Source organism: Stenotrophomonas sp. STEN225 (assembly GCF_056756445.1).
This window is the reverse complement of record NZ_JBRRBV010000011.1, coordinates 103,468-123,551: the sequence shown is the minus strand read 5'-3', so window position 1 is coordinate 123,551 and position 20,084 is coordinate 103,468. Positions and strand designations below refer to the sequence as shown.

Here is a 20,084-nt window from a genome sequence, read left to right as displayed (position 1 = left end):
ACCACGCACGACGCGTGACCTTCTGCGCATCCGTTCAGGCCTGCGTGAAGCCTGTGGGAAAGGCTTCACGCAGGCAGTCACGGAACGGCACTTCCAAGGTACCGCGCGATGCAACGCACCTCGATACTCGCCGAGGTGCCGCCGACCGTCCGCTGCGCAGCGCAACGCCTGCGGTCACCGTTCCCATCGACGACCACAAGGATGCGCCATGTCATTCCGATCCACACGTGTAGTGCTGGCCAGCTCATTCGCAGCCGCCGGCCTGATCTGCCTGGCCAGCAGCGCATTCGCGCACGGCACCATGACCACGCCGGCCAGTCGCGTCTACGCCTGTTTCCAGGGCAATCCGGAGAATCCAACCAACCCGGCCTGCGCCGCCGCGAAAGCACTCGCCGGCTCGCAGGCGTTCTACGACTGGAACGGCATCAACCAGGCCAACGCCAATGGCAACCATCAGGCCGTCGTACCCGACGGCACGCTGTGCAGCGGCAACAACCCGACCTTCCGCGGCCTGGATCTGAACCGCAGTGATTGGCAGACCACGCCGATCCAACCCGATGCGAACGGCAGGTTCACCTTCGTGTTCAAGGCCACCGCACCGCATGCCACGCGTGACTGGCGATTCTTCGTTACCCGCGAAGGCTGGACACCGGGCAGTCCTCTGCGCTGGGCGGACCTGCAGGAGTTCTGCACACTGGGCAACACCCCGCTGTCCGCCGATGGCACGTACAGGCTGCAGTGCCCGCTGCCACAGCGCACGGGCCAGCACGTGATCTACAACACGTGGCAGCGCGCGGATTCGACCGAAGCGTTCTACACCTGCATGGATGTGCGTTTCGAGGGCGGCAGCACTCCCCCGGCATCGCAGTGGCAGGATGCCGGCCCGCTCACCGCGCGTGGCGATCTGCCGGTCGGCACCGTCCTGGCGCTGCGCGTGTTCAACGCCAGCGGCAACGATGTGGAGCGGGTGGAGGCCACACTGGCCAGCGGCCAGACGGCGGCCGCGCAGTGGCCGCTGGTGCTGGCCCGCAAGGTCAATGGCGCCAGCCAGCACGCTCGGGTGGGCGTACTGTCCAACGGCACGATCACGCCGACGGCGTCGGCGACCGGCAACCGGGTCTATCTGAAAGAAGGCAACCGCTTCCAGCTGGACACCCGGGTACCCGATCCGGGCACGCCTTCGCCGGGCGGCGACTTCGACTACGTGTACCCGGCAGGCATCGGCAGCTATGTGCCCGGGCAGACCGTGGTGAAGGGCAGCGATGGCCGGCTGTACGCCTGCCGTCCGTTCCCTGAAGGCGCGTGGTGCAACGTCAACGCCGACGCGTACCGGCCGGGCGTGGGCGCAGCCTGGCGTGATGCCTGGGTGCCGTACTGAGACCGGCGCGGTCTGCGGGAGGCGGCTGGCGCCGCCTCTCCGCAGCGCACTCACTTGCTGCTGACGTACTTCTCGCGGCGGATCTGCGGGTTGCCCAGCCCGGCCGCCTTGAGCAGCTCGGCGCAGGCATCGACCATGTCCGGGTTGCCGCACAGGTAGGCGATATCGGTGGCCGGGTCCGGCGTGAAACCAGCCAGGGCCTGCTGCACGTAGCCATGATGGACGTCGGCGTGGGCCTGTTCCGGCAACTCCCGCGACAGGCACGGAACATAGCGGAAGTTCGCGTGTTTTTCGGCGAAACTGTAGAAGTCTTCGCTGTACAGCAGTTCGCCCGGGCTGCGTGCACCCTGCAGCAGGACGACCTGCACGCCGCGTTCGGTCATGGCCCTTTCCAGCAGTGGCAGCATCGAGCGATAGGGGGTCACGCCGGTACCGGTGGCGATCAGCAGATAGCGCGCGTTGTGATCGCCGGGGTTCAGGCAGAACCGCCCGTACGGGCCGGACGCGCTGATCTGGCCGCCGGTTTCCAGCGCCTCGAACAGCGCTGTAGCGGCGCCGCCGGGCACGAAACTGACCGCGATATCCACGGCTTCGCCGGGCCCCAGTGCGTGATCATGCAGGGTGGCCAGGGAATAGCTGCGCTTGGTCTCGGTGCCATCGGCGTAGCTGAAATGGACCTGGATGAACTGGCCGGGCTGGAAATCCAGCGGCTGGCCATCGTCGCGCACGAACTGGTAGTGGCCGACGGTCGGGGCCAGCATGCGGCGGCCGACCAGCTTGAGGGGGAATTGAACAGGCACGACTTTTCGGGACAGTGTGTAGCCGGGGCAAGCCCTCGGGGTCTTCTATAATAGCCCTTCCCCGCCCCTCTCCAGCGCCAGCCCATAGGCGCGAAGGCTTCGAGCTTGGCATCCCTGAACGATACGGCGCCCGCCCTGCGCGTGCGCGACCTGCGCAAAACCTACGACAACGGAACCCAGGCCCTGAAGGGGGTCTCGCTGGAGGTCGCCCCGGGCGACTTCTTCGCCCTGCTGGGCCCCAACGGGGCTGGCAAGTCCACCCTGATCGGCATCATCAGCTCCCTGGTCAACCTCAGCGAGGGCCAGGTGGAGGTGTTCGGCAGCGACTTGGTGCGCAACCGCAGCGCGACCATGCGCCTGATCGGCCTGGTGCCGCAGGAGATCAACTTCAACCTGTTCGAAAAACCCTTCGACATTCTTGTGAACTACGCCGGCTTCTATGGCGTACCGCGCGAGGAAGCGGAGCAGCGCGCGGAAGAGGAACTCAAGCGTGCTCATCTGTGGGAGAAGGCGCAGGTGATGAGCCGCACCCTGTCCGGCGGCATGAAGCGCCGGCTGATGATCGCCCGCGCGATGATGACGCGTCCCCGCCTGCTGATCCTGGATGAGCCGACCGCGGGCGTGGACATCGAGATCCGCCGCGACATGTGGCGGGTGCTGAAGGAGATCAATGCGGCTGGCACGACGATCATCCTCACCACCCACTACCTGGAGGAGGCCGAGTACCTGTGCCGGCATCTGGCGATCATCAACCACGGCCGGATCGTCGAGCAGGGGCCGATGCGTGCGCTGCTGGCCAAGCTGGACGTGGAAGGCTTCCTGCTGGACATCGATGGCGATCTGCCGGTGCAGCTGCCGGCGATCGAGGGCGCAACCCTCAGCGCGCCCGACGCGCACACGCTGGACATCGACATGCCACGGGCGATGGATCTGAACCGCGTGTTCGCCGCGCTGAATGAAGCCGGCATCCGCGTGCGCTCGATGCGTACCAAGAGCAACCGCCTGGAGGAGCTGTTCGTGCGCCTCACCGGCAACCAGGAGAAATCCGCATGAGCACCACCGAGCTGACCGACGGCCAGCGCAACCGCGTCGCGCTGCTGACCATCGTGCGCCGCGAAGTGACCCGGATCATGCGCATCTGGGGCCAGACGCTGGTGCCGCCGGCGATCACCATGACCCTGTACTTCCTCATCTTCGGCGGCCTGATCGGCTCGCGCGTGGGCGAGATGGGCGGGTACAGCTACATGCAGTTCATCGTGCCCGGGCTGGTCATGATGAGCGTGATCCAGAACAGCTACGGCAACATCAGCTCGTCCTTCTTCGGCGCCAAGTTCGGCCGCCACGTGGAAGAGCTGCTGGTGAGCCCGATGCCGAACTGGGTGATCCTGTGGGGTTACGTCGCCGGTGCGGTACTGCGCGGCCTGATGGTCGGCGTGATCGTGCTGATCATCGCGATGTTCTTCACCCCTGTGCGCATCCCGCATCCGCTGGTGACACTGACCACGGTACTGCTGGGCGCCACCATCTTCTCGCTGGCCGGCTTCATCAATGCCGTGTACGCGAAGAAGTTCGACGACGTGGCGATCGTTCCGACCTTCATCCTGACCCCGCTGACCTATCTGGGCGGCGTGTTCTATTCGGTGAAGCTGCTGCCGGCCTGGGCTGAAGCAGCGACCCATGCGAACCCGATCTTCTACATGGTCAACGCGTTCCGCTACGGCCTGCTGGGCAGCAGTGACGTGCCGCTGTGGGTCGCGTACGCGCTGATGATCGGCTTCGTGGTGGTGCTGACGGCGGTGGCGCTGTGGCTGCTGCGCCGCGGCGTGGGCATGCGCAGCTGAGCGCCGATCGCCGGGGTCGCGATCCCCGGCACACTCGCAACATTGGTTCCGCAGACAACGGTGAACGTGCAATGCGCATCCTGATTCTCGGCGCCGGCGGTACCGGCGGTTACTTCGGCGGCCGCCTGGCCCAGGCCGGTGTGGACGTGACCTTCCTGGTCCGCCCTGCCCGCGCCGGGCAGCTTGCACGCGATGGACTGGTGATCCGCAGTCCAGTCGGCGATGCCGCCTTCCCGGTGCAGCACGTGACAGCCGATGCGCTGCCCGCGCTGGCCCGGGAGAGGCCCTTCGACCTGGTCATCCTCAGCTGCAAGGCCTACGACCTGGACAGCTCGATCGAGGCCATCGCGCCGGCGGTGGGCCCCCGCACCACCGTGCTGCCGATCCTCAACGGGCTGCATCACTACAACGATCTGGATGCACGCTTCGGCCGCGAGGCGGTGCTGGGTGGGCTGTGCTTCATCAGTGCGACCAAGGCACCGGACGGTGCGGTGGTGCATCTGGGAAAACCCGCCAAGCTCACCTTCGGGGAACGCGACGGTGGCGCACTCTCGGCGCGCGTGCGTGCCTTCGCCGCCGCCTGCACGCAGGCCAACCTCGATCACCTGGCCAGCGAACGCATCGGCCAGGAGCAGTGGATCAAGTACACCTTCCTCACCGCGCTTGCCGCGGCGACCTGCCTGTTGCGCGCGGACATCGGCACGATTGTCGCGACCGATGATGGCACGGCCATCGTGCAGGGCCTGTACGACGAGTGCCTGGCCGTGGCGGAGGCGGCCGGTGAGGCGGTGCCGGCGGCAGCGCAGGACACTGCGCGCGGCACCTTGACCCAGGCCGGCTCGGCATTGAAGGCCTCGATGTTGCGTGACCTGGAGGCCGGGCTGCAGGTGGAGGCCGGCCACATCGTCGGTGACATGCTGGCGCGTGCACGCAGCGCCGGCCAGCAGGGCGTGCTGCTGCAGGTCGCCTACAGCAGCCTGCAGGCCTACCAGGCGCAGCGCCGGGCGTGAGCCTGACGCTGCCGGCCGGTCCGTTGCCCGGACGGGTGCTGATCCTGGGCATGGGCTGGAGCGGGCGCGTACTGGCGGCTCGCCTGGAAGCGCTGGGCGTGCAGGTCGCCGGCACCGTACGCGATCCGGCCACGGCAGCCGTCGATGGCCTGCGCTGCCATCGACTCTGCGCTGGAACAGCACCTGCACCCGCGCTTCTGGATGACATCGCGCGCGCCGATGCCGTGCTGGGCAGCATACCGCCCGATGCCGACGGCGACCCGGCAGTGCGCATGCTGCGCACGGCACTGGAAGACAGTCCGGCATTGCAGTGGGTGGGCTATCTGTCGTCAACGTCGGTGTACGGCGACCGCCAGGGCGGCTGGATCGATGCGGACAGCGTGGCCGACGCCACCGGGCCTGCGGGCCTGCAGCGCCTGCGCGCGGAGTCGCAATGGCGCGCACTGGCCAGCCGGCGCGGCATCGCCTCGGCAGTGTTCCGGCTGCCCGGGCTGTATGGTCCCGGCCGCAACGCACTGGTGCAGCTCGCGCAGGGACGTGCCCGCCATGTGCTGAAGCCGGGCCTGCTGTTCAACCGCCTGCATGTACAGGACCTGGTGGCGGTGATCATCGCGGCGATGCGGCGACCCACCCTGCAGGCGCTGTACCTGCCCAGCGACGATGAGCCGGCACCGCCACAGGACGTGCTGGCCTTCGCCGCGCAGCTGGGAGGCTTTGCGATGCCACCGGCAATGGCGTGGGACGACCCGGCGCTGAGCCCGGCCCTGCGCCGCTTCTACGAAGGCAGCAAGCGCATTGACAGCCGCGGTACGCGCGAAGCGCTGGGGTGGGCGCCGCAGTTTCCGACGTATCGGGAAGGGCTGACGGATCTTGCCGCTTCGCTCGCCGGGCATGGCCGAGCGTCACCGGATCCGGGCATTCACGGCTGACGTGTAGTGTCGGCGTCGGGCAGCCGGAAGAAGGCACGGGCCGCCGCCGTGGCATGGGCTGCGGTCAGCACGACATCCTCGCCACGATCACGGGCCAACTCCTCGACGATGTGCGAAAGGAACATCGGTTCGTTGCGGCGATCCTTCGGCATCGGCTTGAGCGTGCGCGGCAGCAGGTACGGCGCATCGGTCTCGATCATCAGGCGATCGGCTGGAATGCTCTTCACCAGCTCGCGCAGGTGCGCCCCGCGACGCTCGTCGCAGAGCCAGCCGGTGATGCCGATGTACCAGTCCTGGTCGAGGTAATCAAACAACTCCTCCCGTTCACCGGTGAAGCAGTGCACCACCGCCGGCCCGAGGCGACCCTCGAAGTTCTTCATCTGCGCCATGAAGTCGGCGTGCGCGTCGCGCTGGTGCAGGAACAGCGGCTTGCCGTTCTCCGCCGCCAGCTGCAGCTGGCGCTCGAACGCACGGTGCTGGGCAGGTCGCGGCGAGAAGTCACGGAAGTAGTCCAGTCCGCACTCGCCGACCGCCACCACTTCCGGGTGGGCATGCAGGGCGCGCATCTCCGCATCGCATTCTTCGGTGTACTCCACCGCATGATGCGGGTGTACGCCGGCCGTCGCATACAGGAATCCCGGATGCTGCTGGGCCAGCTGCAGCGCCAGCGGAGAGTGCTCGCGGCTGGCCCCCGTGACCACCATCTGCACCACCCCGGCCTGGCGGGCACGCTGCAGCACGGCGTCGCGGTCGCGGTCGAAGGAGTCGTGGGTCAGATTGGCGCCGATATCGATCAGGTGCATGGTCATCGCGGAGGAAATGTGCCTGCGCATTGTACCCGCGCCCAGCGTGGCCCCTTATCCTTTGCGCATGAACGCCCCGCACTTCCCCATTTCTCCGCTGCTGCCGCAGATCCAGCAGCATCTGGCCGCACAGCCACGGCTCGTGCTGGAGGCACCACCGGGCGCCGGCAAGACCACCCAGGTACCGCTGGCGCTGCTCGATGCACCGTGGCTGCAGGGCCGCAGGATCATCCTGCTGGAGCCGCGCCGGGTGGCCGCGCGCAGCGCAGCGATGTTCATGGCAAGGCAGCTCGGCGAGGAGGTCGGCGATACCGTCGGCTACCGCATCCGCTTCGAGAACCGGGTGTCCGCGCGCACCCGCATCGAGGTGGTGACCGAAGGCATCCTGACCCGCATGCTGCAGGACGACCCGTTGCTGGAACAGGTGGGCGCGATCCTGTTCGACGAGTTCCATGAGCGCCACCTCAGCGGCGACCTGGGATTGGCACTGGCGCTGGACGTACAGGCACAGCTGCGCCACGACCTGCGGCTGGTGGTCATGTCGGCGACCCTGGATGGCGAGCGGCTGGCACGCTTCCTCGACGCACCCCGCTTGAGCAGCGAGGGCCGCAGCTACCCCGTGACCGTCAGCCACTTCCCGGCGCGTCGCGAAGAATCGCTGGAACTGCAGGTCCGCCGCGCAGTGCAGCAGGCGCTGGTCGAGCACCCGGGCGACGTGCTGGTGTTCCTGCCTGGCCAGCGGGAGATCGCCCGCGTGCAGGCCGGTCTGCAGGAATCGATCGGCGGCAACACCGACGTCCTGGCACTGCATGGCGAACTGCCGGTGGAACAGCAGGCGCGCGTGCTGCAACCCGCAGATGAGGGCCGCCGCCGCGTGGTGCTGGCCACCAACGTGGCCGAATCCTCGGTGACCCTGCCCGGCGTGCGCGTGGTGATCGACAGCGGCCTGGCACGCGAGCCCCGCTATGACCCGAACAGCGGCTTCACCCGCCTGGACGTGGTGGCCATTGCGCAGGCCTCGGCCGACCAGCGTGCCGGTCGTGCCGGCCGCGTGGCCGAGGGCGTGGCCTGGCGCCTGTGGCCGCAGTCGCAGCGGCTGGAGCCTCAGCGGCGTGCCGAGATCGACCAGGTCGAACTGGCAGGACTGGCGCTGGAGCTGGCGGCGTGGGGCAGCAGCGACCTGCGCTTTCTCGATCCGCCCCCAAGCGGACCGATGGGTGCGGCGCGCGAGCTGCTGCACCGCCTGGGCGCGTTGTCGGAATCGGGCGCGATCACCGCCTTGGGCCGACGCGTGCTGGCGCTGGGTACCCATCCACGCATGGCCGCGATGCTGCTCGCCGCCCCTGACCCGCACGCACAGGCGCTGGCGGCCGATCTGGCGGCGCTGCTGGAAGCACGCGACCCCCTGCGCCAGGGCGGCGATGCACTGGCGGCACGCTGGCGCGCGCTGGCCGCGTTCCGTGCTGGCCGCGCGCCGGCCGATGCCAGTCGTGGTGGACTGGCTGCCATTGATGCCGCCGCGCGCCAGTGGCGGCGTCGGCTGCGCTGCGATGCCGCGCCCCCTGCCAGCATCGAAGCGCACGCGCTGGGCGATCTGCTGGCGCACGCTTTTCCCGATCGCATCGGCTTCCAGCATCCGGGCGATCCGCTGCGCTACCTGCTCGCCAACGGGCGCAGCGCGCGCCTGCATGAACTGAGCGATCTGCGTGGCGAACCGTGGCTGGTCGCCAGCGAACTGCGTTTCGAGGCCCGCGATGCGCTTCTGCTGCGCGCCGCGCCGGTCGATGAGGACCATCTGCGCAGGATCTACCCGCAGCGCTTCGTCACCACCGACACGGTGCGCTGGGACGGCGAACGGCGTGCGCTGGTCGCACTGCGCGAAACCCGCTTCGATCGCATCGTGCTGGACAGTCGCTCGGCGGGCCGGGTCGACCCGGAACACGCGGCCGGCGCCTTGACCGAGGCTGTTGCCGAGCTCGGCCTGCAGGCACTGCCGTGGACCGAGGCCCTGCGCCAATGGCAGGCACGGATGGAGTCGCTGCGTCGCTGGATGCCCGAGCTGGAGCTGCCCGACTGCAGCGATGCCACGCTGCTCGCCACCCGCGCGCAGTGGCTGCAGCCTGCGTTTGCCGGCAAGAGCCGCCTCGATGCGCTGGACGAAGCCAGCTTCGCAGAAGCGCTGAAGTCGCCCCTGGCATGGTCACAGCGGCAGCTCGTGGAGCGGCATGCGCCAACCCGCATCACTGTGCCCTCCGGGCTGGAGCGGCCCATCACCTATGCACTGGACAGCGAGTCCGGCGAACCGCTGCCACCGGTGCTGGCCGTGAAGCTGCAGGAGTTGTTCGGACTGGCAGACACTCCCCGCATCGCCGATGGGCGCGTGCCACTGACCCTGCACCTGCTGTCACCCGGCGGTCGTCCGCTGCAGGTCACCCAGGACCTGCGCAACTTCTGGGAAAACACCTATGCCGAGGTGAAGAAAGAGATGAAGGGCCGCTATCCCCGCCATCCCTGGCCGGACGACCCGTGGACGGCCACCGCCACCCACCGGGCCAAACCACGGGGAACATAGCAATCCTGCCTGATCCTGAATGGAGCGCGTAGAGTCACGCCGTGTGACTGCCCGACTGACATACCGTTTACGGGCAACGCGCCACACTGGACTTCGACCCGAGGCAAAGGACCCCCGCATGAGCAGACTGACCGTGATTACCGACCGCGCCCTGGAGCGCGCCCTGGACCTGGCCCACACCGCGGGCGACGGCCTGAAGAGTGCCGGCGGCAGCCTGCGCCATCTGGGTCCGCAGGCCAGCGACTGGATCAAGACGGGAGCCGCACTGGGCGCAGTGAAGACCGGTGGCAAGGTTGCCACCAAGTTCGCCCGCCGCAATCCGGCAGTGACCATCGCCGCCGCGGCAGTGGGTGTGGGTCTGCTCGGCTATGCCCTGTATCGCAAGCAGCAGAAGAAGAAGGCGGCCAATGGTCACGTCGTCGATGGCCAGGCGCAGCGCATCAGTGCCCGCGACCGCCGCAACGACACCGTGGTCGACGAGCACAGCGATATCGGCAGCGACGCCTGAGGCAGGCGGCTGCATCCGGGCCGGAGATCTCCTGTGGGTGATCTCCGGCCCGTTTCGTTTCAGCCGATCTGCCGCCACTGTCCGGGGCGCAGATCATCCAGCCGGTAAGGACCCATTGCCACCCGCACCAGGCGCAGGGTGGGCAGGTTCACGGCGGCGGTCATCCGCCGTACCTGGCGGTTGCGCCCTTCGCGGATCGTGATCGCCAGCCAGGTATCGGCAACGGTCTTGCGGAAACGCACGGGCGGATCGCGCGTCCACAGCTCCGGCGCGGGATCGAGCCGTTCGACCTTCGCCGGCAGGGTCGGCCCATCATTGAGGATCACGCCGCTGCGCAGGCGCTGCAGCTGTTCCTCGCCAGGCGTGCCTTCCACCTGCACCCAGTAGGTCTTGTCGGCCTTGTGCTTCGGGTCGGTCAACCTGTGCGCCAAGGGACCGTTGTCGGTCAGCAGCAGCAGGCCTTCGCTGTCATGATCCAGCCGGCCGGCCGCATACACACGCGGCGGCAGGCCGAAACCCGCCAGGGTCGGGCGCGGCGGGACGCTGCGATCGGTGAACTGGCACAGCACATTGAACGGCTTGTTGAAGGCAATCAGCATCGCAGGCACGGCAGGCGGTGGATGCGGCATTGTCCCATCCCGGCGCTGCCATCGCGATCACGGGCGCCTCAGCCGAAGACCTTCCACTTCAGCAGGAACGAAACAAGCACCAGCGCAATGCCACAGGCCGATGCGGTCGCCGCCCGCCGCCGCTGGGACGCCAATGGCGGGCTCGCACGGCGCGCGCGTTCATCCTGCAGGATGCCGATCAACAGCACCGCGAACCCCACCGCGCCCAGCAGGTCATAGGTATTGCCGCCATGGAAGGCGAAGTCGAACAGGCGTACCAGCACCAGTACTGCGATCACGATGTACAGGATCTTCTTCAACCGCTCACTCCTTTGACTGTCGCGCCGGGCCAAGCCCGGCGGATACACGTGTGTCCATTGCCGCTTGCGGCTGCGAGGCTTCGACTCAGGGCTTGATGAAGCGCAGGGTCATGCGATCGCTTTCGCCGATGGCCTGGTACTTCGCGGCGTCGGCCTTGTCATGCTGGTTGGTCGGCGGCAGGGTCCACACGCCGTTGGGATGATCCTTGGTGTCGCGCGGGTTGGCATTGATCTCGCTGCGCGCATCCAACCTGAAGCCGGCGGCCTCGGCCAAGGCGATCACCTGCTGCTGGCCGACATAACCAGTGTCATCATCGTCGGCCACATCGGCCTTGGCGCGGTGCTCCACCACGCCCAGCACGCCGCCCGGCTTGAGCACGTTGAAGAAGCCCTGGAACATGCCCTGCGCCTGGCCGGCCTTGCGCCAGTTGTGCACGTTGCGGAAGGTCAGCACCACATCGGCCGAGTTGGCCGGTCCGAACACCGGCTTGGCCGGATCGTAGGCGACCACGACTGCTTTGCCGAACTGTGCCGGCGCACCGGCGAACTTCTTTTCCAGGCCATCGCGGCTGCGCTGCTGGTAGTCGCGGCCACGACCTTCTGCCACCGCCATCGGGTCGACCACGGCTGCCACGTACCGGCCCTTGTCATGCAGCAGCGGCGCGAGGATTTCCGAATACCAACCGTTGCCCGGAGTGATTTCGATGACGGTCTTCTCCGGTGCCACCGAGAAGAAGGCCAGCGACTGTGCCGGATGACGGTAGCCATCACGCTTGACGTTGGCCGGATCACGGGTCGACGCCTTCACCGCAGCGTCGATGGCGGGCGATACCTGGATCTGCGCTGGCGCCACCAAGGTCGGCGCAGCGTACGCGGGCACGGCAGCAAGCAGGGCGGAAGCAAGCAACAGGCGGCAACCACGCAGGGACGAAGCAGGCATCATCGGGGCGACTCCAGCGGAATGATGCGGCGAGACTAGCAGTCACCGCGCGCCAGGTGTTCACAAATCGTTAGCCGCGCGCCCGTCGCGGAACACTGTTTTGTGGTCAGCGCCGCAGCGCGGTAACACAACGCGTTCTATTCTGGAGCACTTCCCCCAAGGAGACCGTGCCCATGACGGCAACCCGTGAACTGGGCCGTTCCGGCCTGCATGTACGTCCGCTCGCCTTCGGAGGCAACGTGTTCGGCTGGAGCGCCGACGAGAAGGCCAGCTTCGCCCTGCTCGATGCCTTCGTCGACGCCGGCTTCAACCTGGTCGACACCGCCGACGTGTACTCGGCCTGGGTGCCCGGCAATGTGGGCGGCGAATCGGAAACGCTGATCGGCAGGTGGTTCGCCCGCAGCGGCAAGCGCGAGAAGGTGGTGCTGGCGACCAAGGTCGGCAAATGGGCCGAACGCCCTGGGCTGACCCCGGACAACATCAATGCGGCGGTGGAAGACTCGCTGCGTCGCCTGCAGACCGATGTGATCGATCTGTACCAGGCCCACGAGGATGATGAGTCGACACCGCTGGAAGCCACGCTGGCCGCGTTCGGTCGCCTGATCGAAGCCGGCAAGGTGCGCGCCATCGGTGCCTCCAACTACAGCGCCACCCGCCTGGCCGATGCGCTGAAGGTATCCACCGATTACAAGCTGCCGCGTTACGAAACCCTGCAGCCGGAGTACAACCTCTACGACCGCGCCGGCTACGAGACCGCGCTGGAACCGCTGGTGCAGCGCGAGCAGATCGGCGTGATCGGCTATTACGCACTGGCCAGCGGCTTCCTCAGCGGCAAGTACCGCACGGCAGCCGATGCGGGCAAAAGCCCGGCGCGGGGCGAGAACGTGGTGAAGCGTTATCTCAACCCGCGCGGCCTGCGCATCCTGGAAGCGCTGGATGACGTGGCCAGCAAGCACACTGCCAGCCCGGCACAGATCGCACTGGCATGGCAGATCGCACGGCCGTCGATCACCGCGCCGATCGTCAGCGCCACCAGCGTCGAACAGCTGCACGACCTGCTGGCCGCGGCGAATGTATCGCTGAGCGTGCAGGATGTCGCGCAGCTGGACGCGGCAAGCGCGGAAGGCTGAGATTGGCCGGGGCCGGTCGCCGGCCGGCTCCGGCATCGGGCAGAAGAAAATAATTCAACAAAATGGTTGCGCACGACTAAATCGTGGTTTATCGTGCGCACCTCGTTTCAACACCCGCCTGGATGTTTCCCTTGAACGCGCATTTCTCCGCCATCGCCACACTGCTGCCATGCCTGCGCATGGATGTGCTGGCGCGCGCGTCCGGCAAGGAAGCACTGCCCACAACGGCCTGATACCCGCCCTGCGGAGATCGGCCACCCCGATCTCCGAGGCTTGACGACGCCCTCGGAACGCATGTCCCGGGGGCGTTTTCGTTTGCGTCGGCACAAGGACCCGCGATGCCAGAACTGCACCCCGCGCGGCATTCCGCCGCACACTGATCGGCCATTACCTGCACGCCGGAGTTTATCTTCGCGCGGGCGGCCGTGCCCGGACATTATCTGCATCGCCTCACAACATTATCGCCCGCCGATAATGTCGATGGCCTGCACCCTCGATTTTCCAACGGTCCCGCTTCAATGGCGGGCTGGTGCGCGCGGCGCTGCCGTAGCGTATGCCGGAGGTCGCGGACATGCCCTCGCCTGGATCGCCTGCTGGTCGCAGGCGCCGGTTCGCCGGCACGCGGTTCGATTCCGCGCGGTTCCCAACTGGATAGCTCAGCCTGGTCAGAGCAACGGATCCTGAGTCCGTCTGTCGTGGGTTCAATTCCCACTCCAAACCACATGACCTGTCACGTCATGACTTGAAGCAACACCCGGGACGCACGTCCCAGCGGCCATCGTCGCCATCCACGGACATCGCCTTCGGGCGGAGAAGTGGAAGCAACGGACCGCACGCCGGGCCCCGGTCCGCCGTCACTGCCCGCCTTGGTCCACCCCGGTGCTGCCTGCCGGCGGCGCCCATGGCGGTACTGCCGGCGCACCGAAGGCTCCGCGCGCGGACCGTCCACCGGTGGCCGCCCTCTTCCGCGGCCTGCACGGGGTGTGCAGGCCGCCTCGCCACGACCTGATCGGCCCGGGTCGCGGCGATGGATTTCCATCGGGTCGAACCACCAGAGCCATACAAGGAGAGACTCCCATGTTCTGGACCATCAAGGTCGTGATCGGCGACGGCGAGCGCGGCCTGGTGTATCGCAACCGTCGTTTCCAGCAGGTGCTGCTGCCGGGCGTGCACCGCCTGTCGCGGTTCGGCGGCTCGCCGCACGTGACCGTGCACAACGCATCGAAGGGCAGCGCCTACAGCGGCAGCGACCAGGACAGCCTGATCGACGCGCTGGGAGCACAGCTGCACGAACACTTCGTGCTGGCCGATATCGGCGCTGCACAGGTGGGTCTGCTGCTGCGCAATGGCCGTATCGACGATGTCCTGCCGCCTGGCAGCCGCCATCTTTACTGGCGGGGTTCGGTCGACACCGAGGTGCGCGTGATGGCCCTGGGTGACGAACCGCGCGTGCCGGCCAACGTGCAGCAGCGCCTGGGCCAGCTGGGCGTACTGCCGCGCGTGGCGGTGATCAGCACCGTGCCGAGCGAATCGGTCGGCCTGCTGTTCGTCGACGGTACGCTGCGACAGACCCTGGATGCCGGACTGCACGCGTTCTGGAATTTCAACGGCAACGTGTCGGTGGAGCGCGTCGAACTGCGCGCGCGTTCGCTCGACGTGTCCGGCCAGGAGCTGCTCAGCCGCGACAAGGTGACCCTGCGGGTGAACCTGGCCGCGACCGTGCAGGTGGTCGACCCGGTGCGTGCACACCGCACGCTCAGCAACGCCGACGAGTTCATCTACCGGCAGCTGCAGTTCGGCCTGCGCCAGGCAATCGCCACGCGCAGCCTGGATGAGCTGCTGGGCGAGAAGGTGGCGCTGGACGGTGAGATCGCCGCGCACGTGCGGGCCGCGATCGAGGGCCACGGTGTGCAGCTGCTGGGTGTCGGCATCAAGGACGTGATCCTGCCGGGCGAGATGAAGGAGATCCTCAACGGCGTGGTGCTGGCCGAGAAGCAGGCACAGGCCAGCGTGATCCGCCGCCGCGAGGAGGCCAACGCCACCCGCTCGCAGCTCAATACCGCCAGGCTGATCGAGGACAACCCGGTGCTGATGCGGCTGAAGGAGCTGGAGGCGCTGGAGAAGGTCACCGAGAAGATCGACAAGCTCACCGTGTTCGGCGGCCTGGATGGCGTGCTGAAGCAGCTGGTGACGATGAAGTAGGGGGCTGGGGCGGCGCAGGGACGCGCCGCCGGCCCATCAAGGAGATGGATTGCAACATGGATACTCAACACACCTATCAATGGCTGCATGCCGAGGGCACCACGCCGATCAAGGGCTGGGTGAACGGCGTGCCGCTGGAAGCGCAGGCCCATGAGCAGCTGCGCAACATCGCCGCCATTCCATTCGTCGGGCCCTGGGTGGCCGTGATGCCGGACGTGCACCTGGGAAAGGGCGCGACCGTCGGCTCGGTGATCCCGACCCGCGGAGCGATCATTCCGGCGGCGGTGGGCGTGGACATCGGCTGCGGCATGGCCGCGGTGCGCACGACGCTGCAGGCCAACGACCTGCCCGATGACCTGCGGCAGCTGCGCAACAGCATCGAGCGCAGCATCCCGGTCGGCAACGGTCGCGGTGGCGAGCATCAGCGCATGCCCGACAGCATCCACACGCGGCTGGTGCAGTCCGGCCTGGCCGCTGGCCTGGAGAAGATCAAGGACAGGCATCGCCGGATCCGCACCGACAAGCTCGATCGCCAGCTGGGCACGCTGGGAGGTGGCAACCACTTCATCGAGCTGTGCCTGGATGAAACGGATGCCGTGTGGGTAATGCTGCACAGCGGCTCGCGTGGCACCGGGAACCTGATCGGCACGTACTTCATCGAGCAGGCGCGTCGCGAGCTGGAGCGCCGCGTGCTCGGTTTCCATCTGCCTGACAAGGACCTCGCCTTCTTCATGGAAGGCGAGCCGCTGTTCGACGACTACGTGGAAGCGGTGTCCTGGGCGCAGGACTACGCGCGGCACAATCGCGAGGCGATGATGGCGCGCGTGCTGGCCGAGATGCGGCATCGGCTGCCGCCGTTCCGGCTGGCGGCGATGGCCGTCAACTGCCACCACAACTACGTGCAGAAGGAAACGCACGCCGGGCAGGAACTGCTGGTCACCCGCAAGGGTGCGGTCAGTGCACGCCAGGGCGAGCTGGGCATCATCCCCGGCAGCATGGGCACGCGCAGCTACATCGTGCGTGGCAAGGGCAATGCAGACAGTTTCCACAGCTGCAGCCACGGCGCAGGCCGGGTGATGAGTCGCGGCACGGCACGCGAGCGGATCACCCTGGCCCAGCACCGCGAGGCGACCGCGCATGTGGAATGCCGCAAGGACAGCGGCGTGCTGGATGAATCGCCGGCGGCGTACAAGTCGATCGACGATGTGATGGCCGCCCAGCTCGACCTGGTGGACGTGGTCCACACACTGCGCCAGGTGCTGTGCGTCAAAGGCTGATGGGGCGGGCCGGATGTCGTTCAAGAGAGCGGAATCCGGCCCTTTCCGTCACCCGATGCTGTCTTCGCTGACCAGCGCGTGATGCACGCCGATCCCGGCACGCACCCCTTCGGCGGCGGCCAGGGTGATATTGCCGACCGTGGTCGCGTCGCCTGCGGCGTACACGTTCGGCACCGAGGTCTGCTTCATCGCGTCCACCTCGATCAGCACGCCCAGCGGGCTTTCGACCAGCGCGCAGCCCAGCTGCTGCACCAGCGGCGTGGCCATCGCCTGGGTGGCTGGAACGAACAGCGCGCGCTGGGCGATGCGACGGCCATCGGCCAGTTCCACTTCCAGCCAGGTCGGCTGGTCGCCCTGCACGGCAATCACCGGCGAGATCTCGATCTGCACGCCACGCTGCTGCATGGCCACGCGTTCCTCCTCACTGATCTCCCCCGCCTGGCTGAAGAAGGTGACATTGCCCCAGTCGGCGAACAGTGGTGCCTTGCCGGCCGACATCGGATGGCCGCCGAGCACGCCGATCGCTCCGCCGCCGACTTCGTAGCCATGGCAGTAGGGACAATGCAGCACGGTGCTGCCCCAGCGCTCGGCCAGGCCGGGCAGGTCCGGCAGCTGGTCACTGATGCCACTGGCCAGCAGCAGTTTGCGTGCGGCCAGCACCTGGCCATCCGCGGTGCGGACCTCGACACCGTCGGGGCTGGCGGTGGCGTGCGCGGCCTCGGCATGGATCCAGCGCACGCTGGGATAGTCCAGCAGCTGCTGGCGCGCCGTCTTCAACAGCTCGGCACCACTGATGCCGTCCAGGCCGAGGACGCCGTGCGAATGGCTGGCCCCACGGTTGCGGGGCAGGCCGGCGTCGATGACGGTGACCGCGCGGCGTGCGCGGGCCAGGATCAGGCCCGCGGCGATGCCGGCGTAACTGCCGCCGACGATGATCACTTCAGGATTCATGGTGTCCTTCCAGGGTGCGGTGATGGGCGAGGTGGCGCGCGAACTCCGCGCCGAGCTGGTCGAGCGTGGTGGACTGCAGGCGGTGTTCCAGCAATCGCTGCGCTTCGCGGGCACCATCGAGCAGCGCCGAATCGACCAGTTGCTGGATCGGGCAGCCACGACCTGCGCCGCGTGTGCCGATCTGCACCAGCGGCGGTGCGCCGACCGCCAGGTAGATGTCGTGCAGCGTGATGCGGGTCGCATCGCGCGCCAGCTGGCTGCCACCGCCGTGCCCGCGTGTGCTGCGCACCAACCCGGCCTTGTGCATCTGTGCCAGCAGCCGGCGGATCACCACCGGATGGGTCGGCAGGCACATGGCCAGCTGTTCGGAGGTGCGCGGCCCCTGCTGGCCCACGAGATGGGCCATCACGTGCAGCGCGTCGGAAAGCGGGTTCGAGGATTTCATGTAACAACAATAGTTACATTTATATCCCCTGTCGAGCGTCCTGTTTCGTTCCATATGGACACATCTGTCCTGTGAAACATTTCCTTCACCTCGTTGAACGAAACGATAATGTGATCCTTATCGCACTTCAGAGCACGCGAGATCAGGTCGATACCGCATCGCCCCCCTTCCGAGATCTCGCCCCATGAATGCCTCTCCCCATGCGCCGCGACTGCAGACGAAGCTGCTCGGCGCTGTATCCCTTGGCCTCGCCGTCATCCTGCTGTGTGCCTTGGCCGGCCTGGCGTCGGCCTGGCTGAAGCTGTCTGCCGAGGTGCCTGCCGAAGTCGCCCATGGCCGCGATGCCGAACGCCTGCAGCGCGAGTTCCGTGGCCAGGTGCAGGAATGGAAGAACGTGCTGCTGCGGGGCCACGATCCGGTCCTGCGCCAGCGTCATCTGGATGCATTCGACAGCGAAGGCAGAATCGTCGATGGACTGGCACGCGGGCTGGCCAGCAGCCCCGATTCGCGTACGCGCGAGCTCGCCCTCGCCTTCGCTGGCCTGCACGCGCAGCTGCAGAAGGACTATCACGCTGCCCTGCAGGCGTTTGCTGCTGCCGGCTACGATGCCACTGCCGGCGATACCCTGGTGCGGGGCAAGGACCGCGCGGTGGCCGCATCGCTGGACGCGCTGAGCACGCAGGCCACCCGGGTGGCCGAGGCCGCGGTGGCCACGCGCGCGCAGCAGGCAAGGCAGATGCTGCTGCTGTGCGCGGTGCTGACCGTGGTCGCCGCTGCGCTGCTGCTGATGGGCCTGGCCTGGTGGCTGCGCCGCGCGGTGGTGCAACCGGTGCTGGCGGTGGAGGCGGCTGCGCGCGCCGTGGCCGCTGGCGACCTGCAGCACGTCGTGCAGGTTCGCAGCCGCGATGAAGTGGGCCGGCTGGCGCAGGCCATGCAGGCCGTGCAGGCCACGGTGGGCGGCGTGCTCGAGGCGCAGGCGGCAATGGCGAAGGCGCATGACGCCGGCTCGATCAGCTATCGCATGGATGCCAGCGCCTTCCCTGGCGCATTCGGAACCATGGTGGCCGACAGCAACGCGCTGGTCGACGCGCACATCCGGGTGAAGATGCGCGCGATCACGATCATGGGCCGCTATGCGGTGGGCGATCTCAGCGAGGACATGGAGCGCCTGCCAGGCGAGAAGGCCGTCATCACCGAAGCGCTGGATACTGCCAAGGCCAACCTTGGCACCATCAACGGCGAGATCCGCCGCCTTGCCGCCGCCGCTGCGGCCGGCGATTTCAGCCAGCGCGGTGACAGCGCGCGCTTCGAGCATGACTTCCGCGCGATGGTGGAGGGCCTGAACCAGCTCATGCAGACCACCGAGCAGAATCTCGGCGAGGTCTCAACGATGCTGCGCGCGATTGCCGATGGCCGGCTTGGCGCGCGCATGCACGGCAGCTTCCAGGGCGTGTTCGCCCGCATCGCTGGCGATGCCAACACGACTGCGGCGCAGCTGGCCACCATCGTCACCGACATCAAGCACACTTCGGGCAGCATCCATGCCGCGGCTGCCGAGATCGCCGCCGGCAACAACGACCTGTCGCGCCGCACCGAGCAGCAGGCTGCCAACCTGGAGGAGACGGCAGCATCGATGGAGGAACTGACCTCCACCGTGCGCCAGAACGCCGAGCACGCCCGCCAGGCCAACCAGCTTGCGATCGGCGCGCACGAGGTTGCCTCGCAGGGGGGCGAGGTGGTCACGCAGGTGGTGGCGACGATGGGGGCGATCGAGGCCTCTTCGCGGCAGATCGCCGACATCATCAGCGTGATCGATGGCATCGCCTTCCAGACCAACATCCTGGCGTTGAACGCAGCGGTGGAGGCTGCGCGTGCCGGTGAGCAGGGCCGGGGCTTCGCCGTGGTGGCCAGTGAGGTGCGTACGCTGGCGCAGCGTTCAGCCAATGCGGCCAAGGAGATCAAGACGCTGATCGATACCTCGGTGGACCAGGTAGCCGATGGCGCACAACGCGTGCGCCAGGCGGGCATGACCATGGCCGAGATCGTCGCCTCGGTGCAGCGCGTGACCGACATCATGGCCGAGATCTCCGCCGCGTCGCAGGAACAGAGTGCAGGCATCGAACAGGTCAACCAGACCGTGGTGCAGATGGACGGCGCGACCCAGCAGAATGCCGCGCTGGTGGAAGAGGCCAGCGCCGCCGCGCGCAGCCTGGAGCAGCAGGCGGACCGGTTGATGGATGCGGTGGATGTGTTCGATCTGTCGCCCCCCGCGGCGAGCGGCGATGCGCTGGCGCGCGCGGCCTGAAGGACTGCATGGACCCTGTGCAGCCGAGCATGGGTCCGGCTCTGCGGAACGCGCAGGTAACGCCG

General features: G+C 67.6%; 18 protein-coding genes and 1 tRNA gene. 12 read left to right on the top strand and 7 right to left on the bottom strand.

Translation table 11 applies throughout. The features are described 5' to 3' along the window. The first annotated feature begins 208 nt into the window (after nt 1-208). Complete coding sequence (locus tag ACVOJ1_RS12725) at nt 209-1,378, top strand: lytic polysaccharide monooxygenase (RefSeq protein ID WP_065174295.1); 1,170 nt, start codon at nt 209-211, stop codon at nt 1,376-1,378. Between the two features lie 50 nt (nt 1,379-1,428). Here ACVOJ1_RS12725 and ACVOJ1_RS12720 read toward each other — a convergent pair whose 3' ends face one another. Then, nucleotides 1,429-2,178: a ferredoxin--NADP reductase gene (locus ACVOJ1_RS12720; RefSeq protein ID WP_080375334.1), complete on the bottom strand. Its 750-nt coding sequence runs from the start codon at nt 2,176-2,178 to the stop codon at nt 1,429-1,431. An 84-nt stretch (nt 2,179-2,262) separates the two neighbouring features. Between ACVOJ1_RS12720 and ACVOJ1_RS12715 the strand changes: the two genes are divergently transcribed. The 4 genes from ACVOJ1_RS12715 to ACVOJ1_RS12700 all read left to right on the top strand — a co-directional run bounded on the left by ACVOJ1_RS12715 (nt 2,263) and on the right by ACVOJ1_RS12700 (nt 5,958). Next, the gene (locus ACVOJ1_RS12715) at nt 2,263-3,231 is read left to right on the top strand and encodes an ABC transporter ATP-binding protein (protein ID WP_164150561.1); all 969 of its coding nucleotides are present in this window, start codon (nt 2,263-2,265) and stop codon (nt 3,229-3,231) included. Further along, a complete protein-coding gene (locus ACVOJ1_RS12710) occupies nt 3,228-4,019 on the top strand; it encodes an ABC transporter permease (RefSeq protein ID WP_053519566.1) in 792 nt (263 codons plus the stop codon). Before ACVOJ1_RS12715 ends, ACVOJ1_RS12710 begins: the two co-directional genes overlap by 4 nt. A 71-nt stretch (nt 4,020-4,090) precedes the next feature. Continuing rightward, nucleotides 4,091-5,029: a 2-dehydropantoate 2-reductase gene (gene panE, locus ACVOJ1_RS12705; RefSeq protein ID WP_346480503.1), complete on the top strand. Its 939-nt coding sequence runs from the start codon at nt 4,091-4,093 to the stop codon at nt 5,027-5,029. Then, nucleotides 5,026-5,958, top strand: a complete 933-nt coding sequence (locus ACVOJ1_RS12700) for a Rossmann-fold NAD(P)-binding domain-containing protein (protein WP_263176367.1) — start codon at nt 5,026-5,028, stop codon at nt 5,956-5,958. The genes panE and ACVOJ1_RS12700 overlap by 4 nt, the downstream gene beginning before the upstream one ends. On the opposite strand, the gene ACVOJ1_RS12695 is transcribed toward ACVOJ1_RS12700, so the two are convergent. Next, entirely contained in the window at nt 5,949-6,761 is an 813-nt protein-coding gene (locus ACVOJ1_RS12695; protein WP_065174512.1) for a TatD family hydrolase, read from the bottom strand. The two genes, ACVOJ1_RS12700 and ACVOJ1_RS12695, sit on opposite strands and share 10 nt — an antisense overlap. A gap of 67 nt (nt 6,762-6,828) precedes the next feature. Here ACVOJ1_RS12695 and hrpB point away from each other — a divergent pair, with 67 nt between their 5' ends. Together hrpB and ACVOJ1_RS12685 are read left to right on the top strand one after the other, a co-directional pair. Then, complete coding sequence (gene hrpB, locus ACVOJ1_RS12690) at nt 6,829-9,333, top strand: ATP-dependent helicase HrpB (RefSeq protein ID WP_346480502.1); 2,505 nt, start codon at nt 6,829-6,831, stop codon at nt 9,331-9,333. Between the two features lie 118 nt (nt 9,334-9,451). After that, nucleotides 9,452-9,841: a hypothetical protein gene (locus ACVOJ1_RS12685; protein ID WP_053519564.1), complete on the top strand. Its 390-nt coding sequence runs from the start codon at nt 9,452-9,454 to the stop codon at nt 9,839-9,841. Between the two features lie 59 nt (nt 9,842-9,900). On the opposite strand, the gene ACVOJ1_RS12680 is transcribed toward ACVOJ1_RS12685, so the two are convergent. From ACVOJ1_RS12680 to ACVOJ1_RS12670, 3 genes are all read right to left on the bottom strand, one after another. Continuing rightward, nucleotides 9,901-10,440 carry a pseudouridine synthase gene (locus ACVOJ1_RS12680; protein WP_065174511.1) on the bottom strand — a complete coding sequence of 180 codons (540 nt, stop codon included), beginning with the start codon at nt 10,438-10,440 and terminating at the stop codon, nt 9,901-9,903. Between the two features lie 68 nt (nt 10,441-10,508). Further along, nucleotides 10,509-10,769 (bottom strand): hypothetical protein, encoded by a 261-nt coding sequence (locus tag ACVOJ1_RS12675; protein WP_053518127.1) that lies wholly within the window; start codon nt 10,767-10,769, stop codon nt 10,509-10,511. 85 nt (nt 10,770-10,854) lie between these two features. Beyond that, nucleotides 10,855-11,712 carry a class I SAM-dependent methyltransferase gene (locus ACVOJ1_RS12670; RefSeq protein ID WP_197600232.1) on the bottom strand — a complete coding sequence of 286 codons (858 nt, stop codon included), beginning with the start codon at nt 11,710-11,712 and terminating at the stop codon, nt 10,855-10,857. A gap of 170 nt (nt 11,713-11,882) precedes the next feature. On the opposite strand from ACVOJ1_RS12670, the gene ACVOJ1_RS12665 reads away from it, so the two are divergent. The 4 genes from ACVOJ1_RS12665 to ACVOJ1_RS12650 all read left to right on the top strand — a co-directional run bounded on the left by ACVOJ1_RS12665 (nt 11,883) and on the right by ACVOJ1_RS12650 (nt 16,318). Then, nucleotides 11,883-12,839: an aldo/keto reductase gene (locus ACVOJ1_RS12665; protein ID WP_053518125.1), complete on the top strand. Its 957-nt coding sequence runs from the start codon at nt 11,883-11,885 to the stop codon at nt 12,837-12,839. Between the two features lie 647 nt (nt 12,840-13,486). Then, nucleotides 13,487-13,560: transfer RNA gene (locus tag ACVOJ1_RS12660), tRNA-Gln, on the top strand. Nucleotides 13,561-13,916: 356 nt separating this feature from the next. Then, a complete protein-coding gene (locus tag ACVOJ1_RS12655; protein ID WP_346480501.1) occupies nt 13,917-15,041 on the top strand; it encodes a slipin family protein in 1,125 nt (374 codons plus the stop codon). A gap of 56 nt (nt 15,042-15,097) precedes the next feature. Next, entirely contained in the window at nt 15,098-16,318 is a 1,221-nt protein-coding gene (locus tag ACVOJ1_RS12650) for an RtcB family protein (protein WP_065181439.1), read from the top strand. Between the two features lie 48 nt (nt 16,319-16,366). Here ACVOJ1_RS12650 and ACVOJ1_RS12645 read toward each other — a convergent pair whose 3' ends face one another. Together ACVOJ1_RS12645 and ACVOJ1_RS12640 are read right to left on the bottom strand one after the other, a co-directional pair. After that, a complete protein-coding gene (locus ACVOJ1_RS12645) occupies nt 16,367-17,269 on the bottom strand; it encodes an NAD(P)/FAD-dependent oxidoreductase (protein WP_346480500.1) in 903 nt (300 codons plus the stop codon). Further along, entirely contained in the window at nt 17,259-17,714 is a 456-nt protein-coding gene (locus tag ACVOJ1_RS12640; RefSeq protein ID WP_065181437.1) for an Rrf2 family transcriptional regulator, read from the bottom strand. The genes ACVOJ1_RS12645 and ACVOJ1_RS12640 overlap by 11 nt, the downstream gene beginning before the upstream one ends. Nucleotides 17,715-17,898: 184 nt before the next feature. Between ACVOJ1_RS12640 and ACVOJ1_RS12635 the strand changes: the two genes are divergently transcribed. Then, a complete protein-coding gene (locus ACVOJ1_RS12635; protein WP_277381196.1) occupies nt 17,899-20,019 on the top strand; it encodes a methyl-accepting chemotaxis protein in 2,121 nt (706 codons plus the stop codon). Nucleotides 20,020-20,084 lie beyond the last annotated feature (65 nt).

Bases quoted from the DNA above. Each gene is read 5' to 3' on its own strand.
- ACVOJ1_RS12725 (WP_065174295.1), top strand. From the start codon at position 209: ATGTCATTCCGATCCACACGTGTAGTGCTGGCCAGCTCATTCGCAGCC.
- ACVOJ1_RS12710 (WP_053519566.1), top strand. From the start codon at position 3,228: ATGAGCACCACCGAGCTGACCGACGGCCAGCGCAACCGCGTCGCGCTG.
- ACVOJ1_RS12635 (WP_277381196.1), top strand. From the start codon at position 17,899: ATGAATGCCTCTCCCCATGCGCCGCGACTGCAGACGAAGCTGCTCGGC.
- ACVOJ1_RS12680 (WP_065174511.1), bottom strand. From the start codon at position 10,440: ATGCTGATTGCCTTCAACAAGCCGTTCAATGTGCTGTGCCAGTTCACC.
- ACVOJ1_RS12670 (WP_197600232.1), bottom strand. From the start codon at position 11,712: ATGATGCCTGCTTCGTCCCTGCGTGGTTGCCGCCTGTTGCTTGCTTCC.
- ACVOJ1_RS12645 (WP_346480500.1), bottom strand. From the start codon at position 17,269: ATGAATCCTGAAGTGATCATCGTCGGCGGCAGTTACGCCGGCATCGCC.
- ACVOJ1_RS12655 (WP_346480501.1), top strand. From the start codon at position 13,917: ATGTTCTGGACCATCAAGGTCGTGATCGGCGACGGCGAGCGCGGCCTG.
- ACVOJ1_RS12685 (WP_053519564.1), top strand. From the start codon at position 9,452: ATGAGCAGACTGACCGTGATTACCGACCGCGCCCTGGAGCGCGCCCTG.
- panE (WP_346480503.1), top strand. From the start codon at position 4,091: ATGCGCATCCTGATTCTCGGCGCCGGCGGTACCGGCGGTTACTTCGGC.
- ACVOJ1_RS12640 (WP_065181437.1), bottom strand. From the start codon at position 17,714: ATGAAATCCTCGAACCCGCTTTCCGACGCGCTGCACGTGATGGCCCAT.
- hrpB (WP_346480502.1), top strand. From the start codon at position 6,829: ATGAACGCCCCGCACTTCCCCATTTCTCCGCTGCTGCCGCAGATCCAG.
- ACVOJ1_RS12695 (WP_065174512.1), bottom strand. From the start codon at position 6,761: ATGCACCTGATCGATATCGGCGCCAATCTGACCCACGACTCCTTCGAC.
- ACVOJ1_RS12650 (WP_065181439.1), top strand. From the start codon at position 15,098: ATGGATACTCAACACACCTATCAATGGCTGCATGCCGAGGGCACCACG.
- ACVOJ1_RS12665 (WP_053518125.1), top strand. From the start codon at position 11,883: ATGACGGCAACCCGTGAACTGGGCCGTTCCGGCCTGCATGTACGTCCG.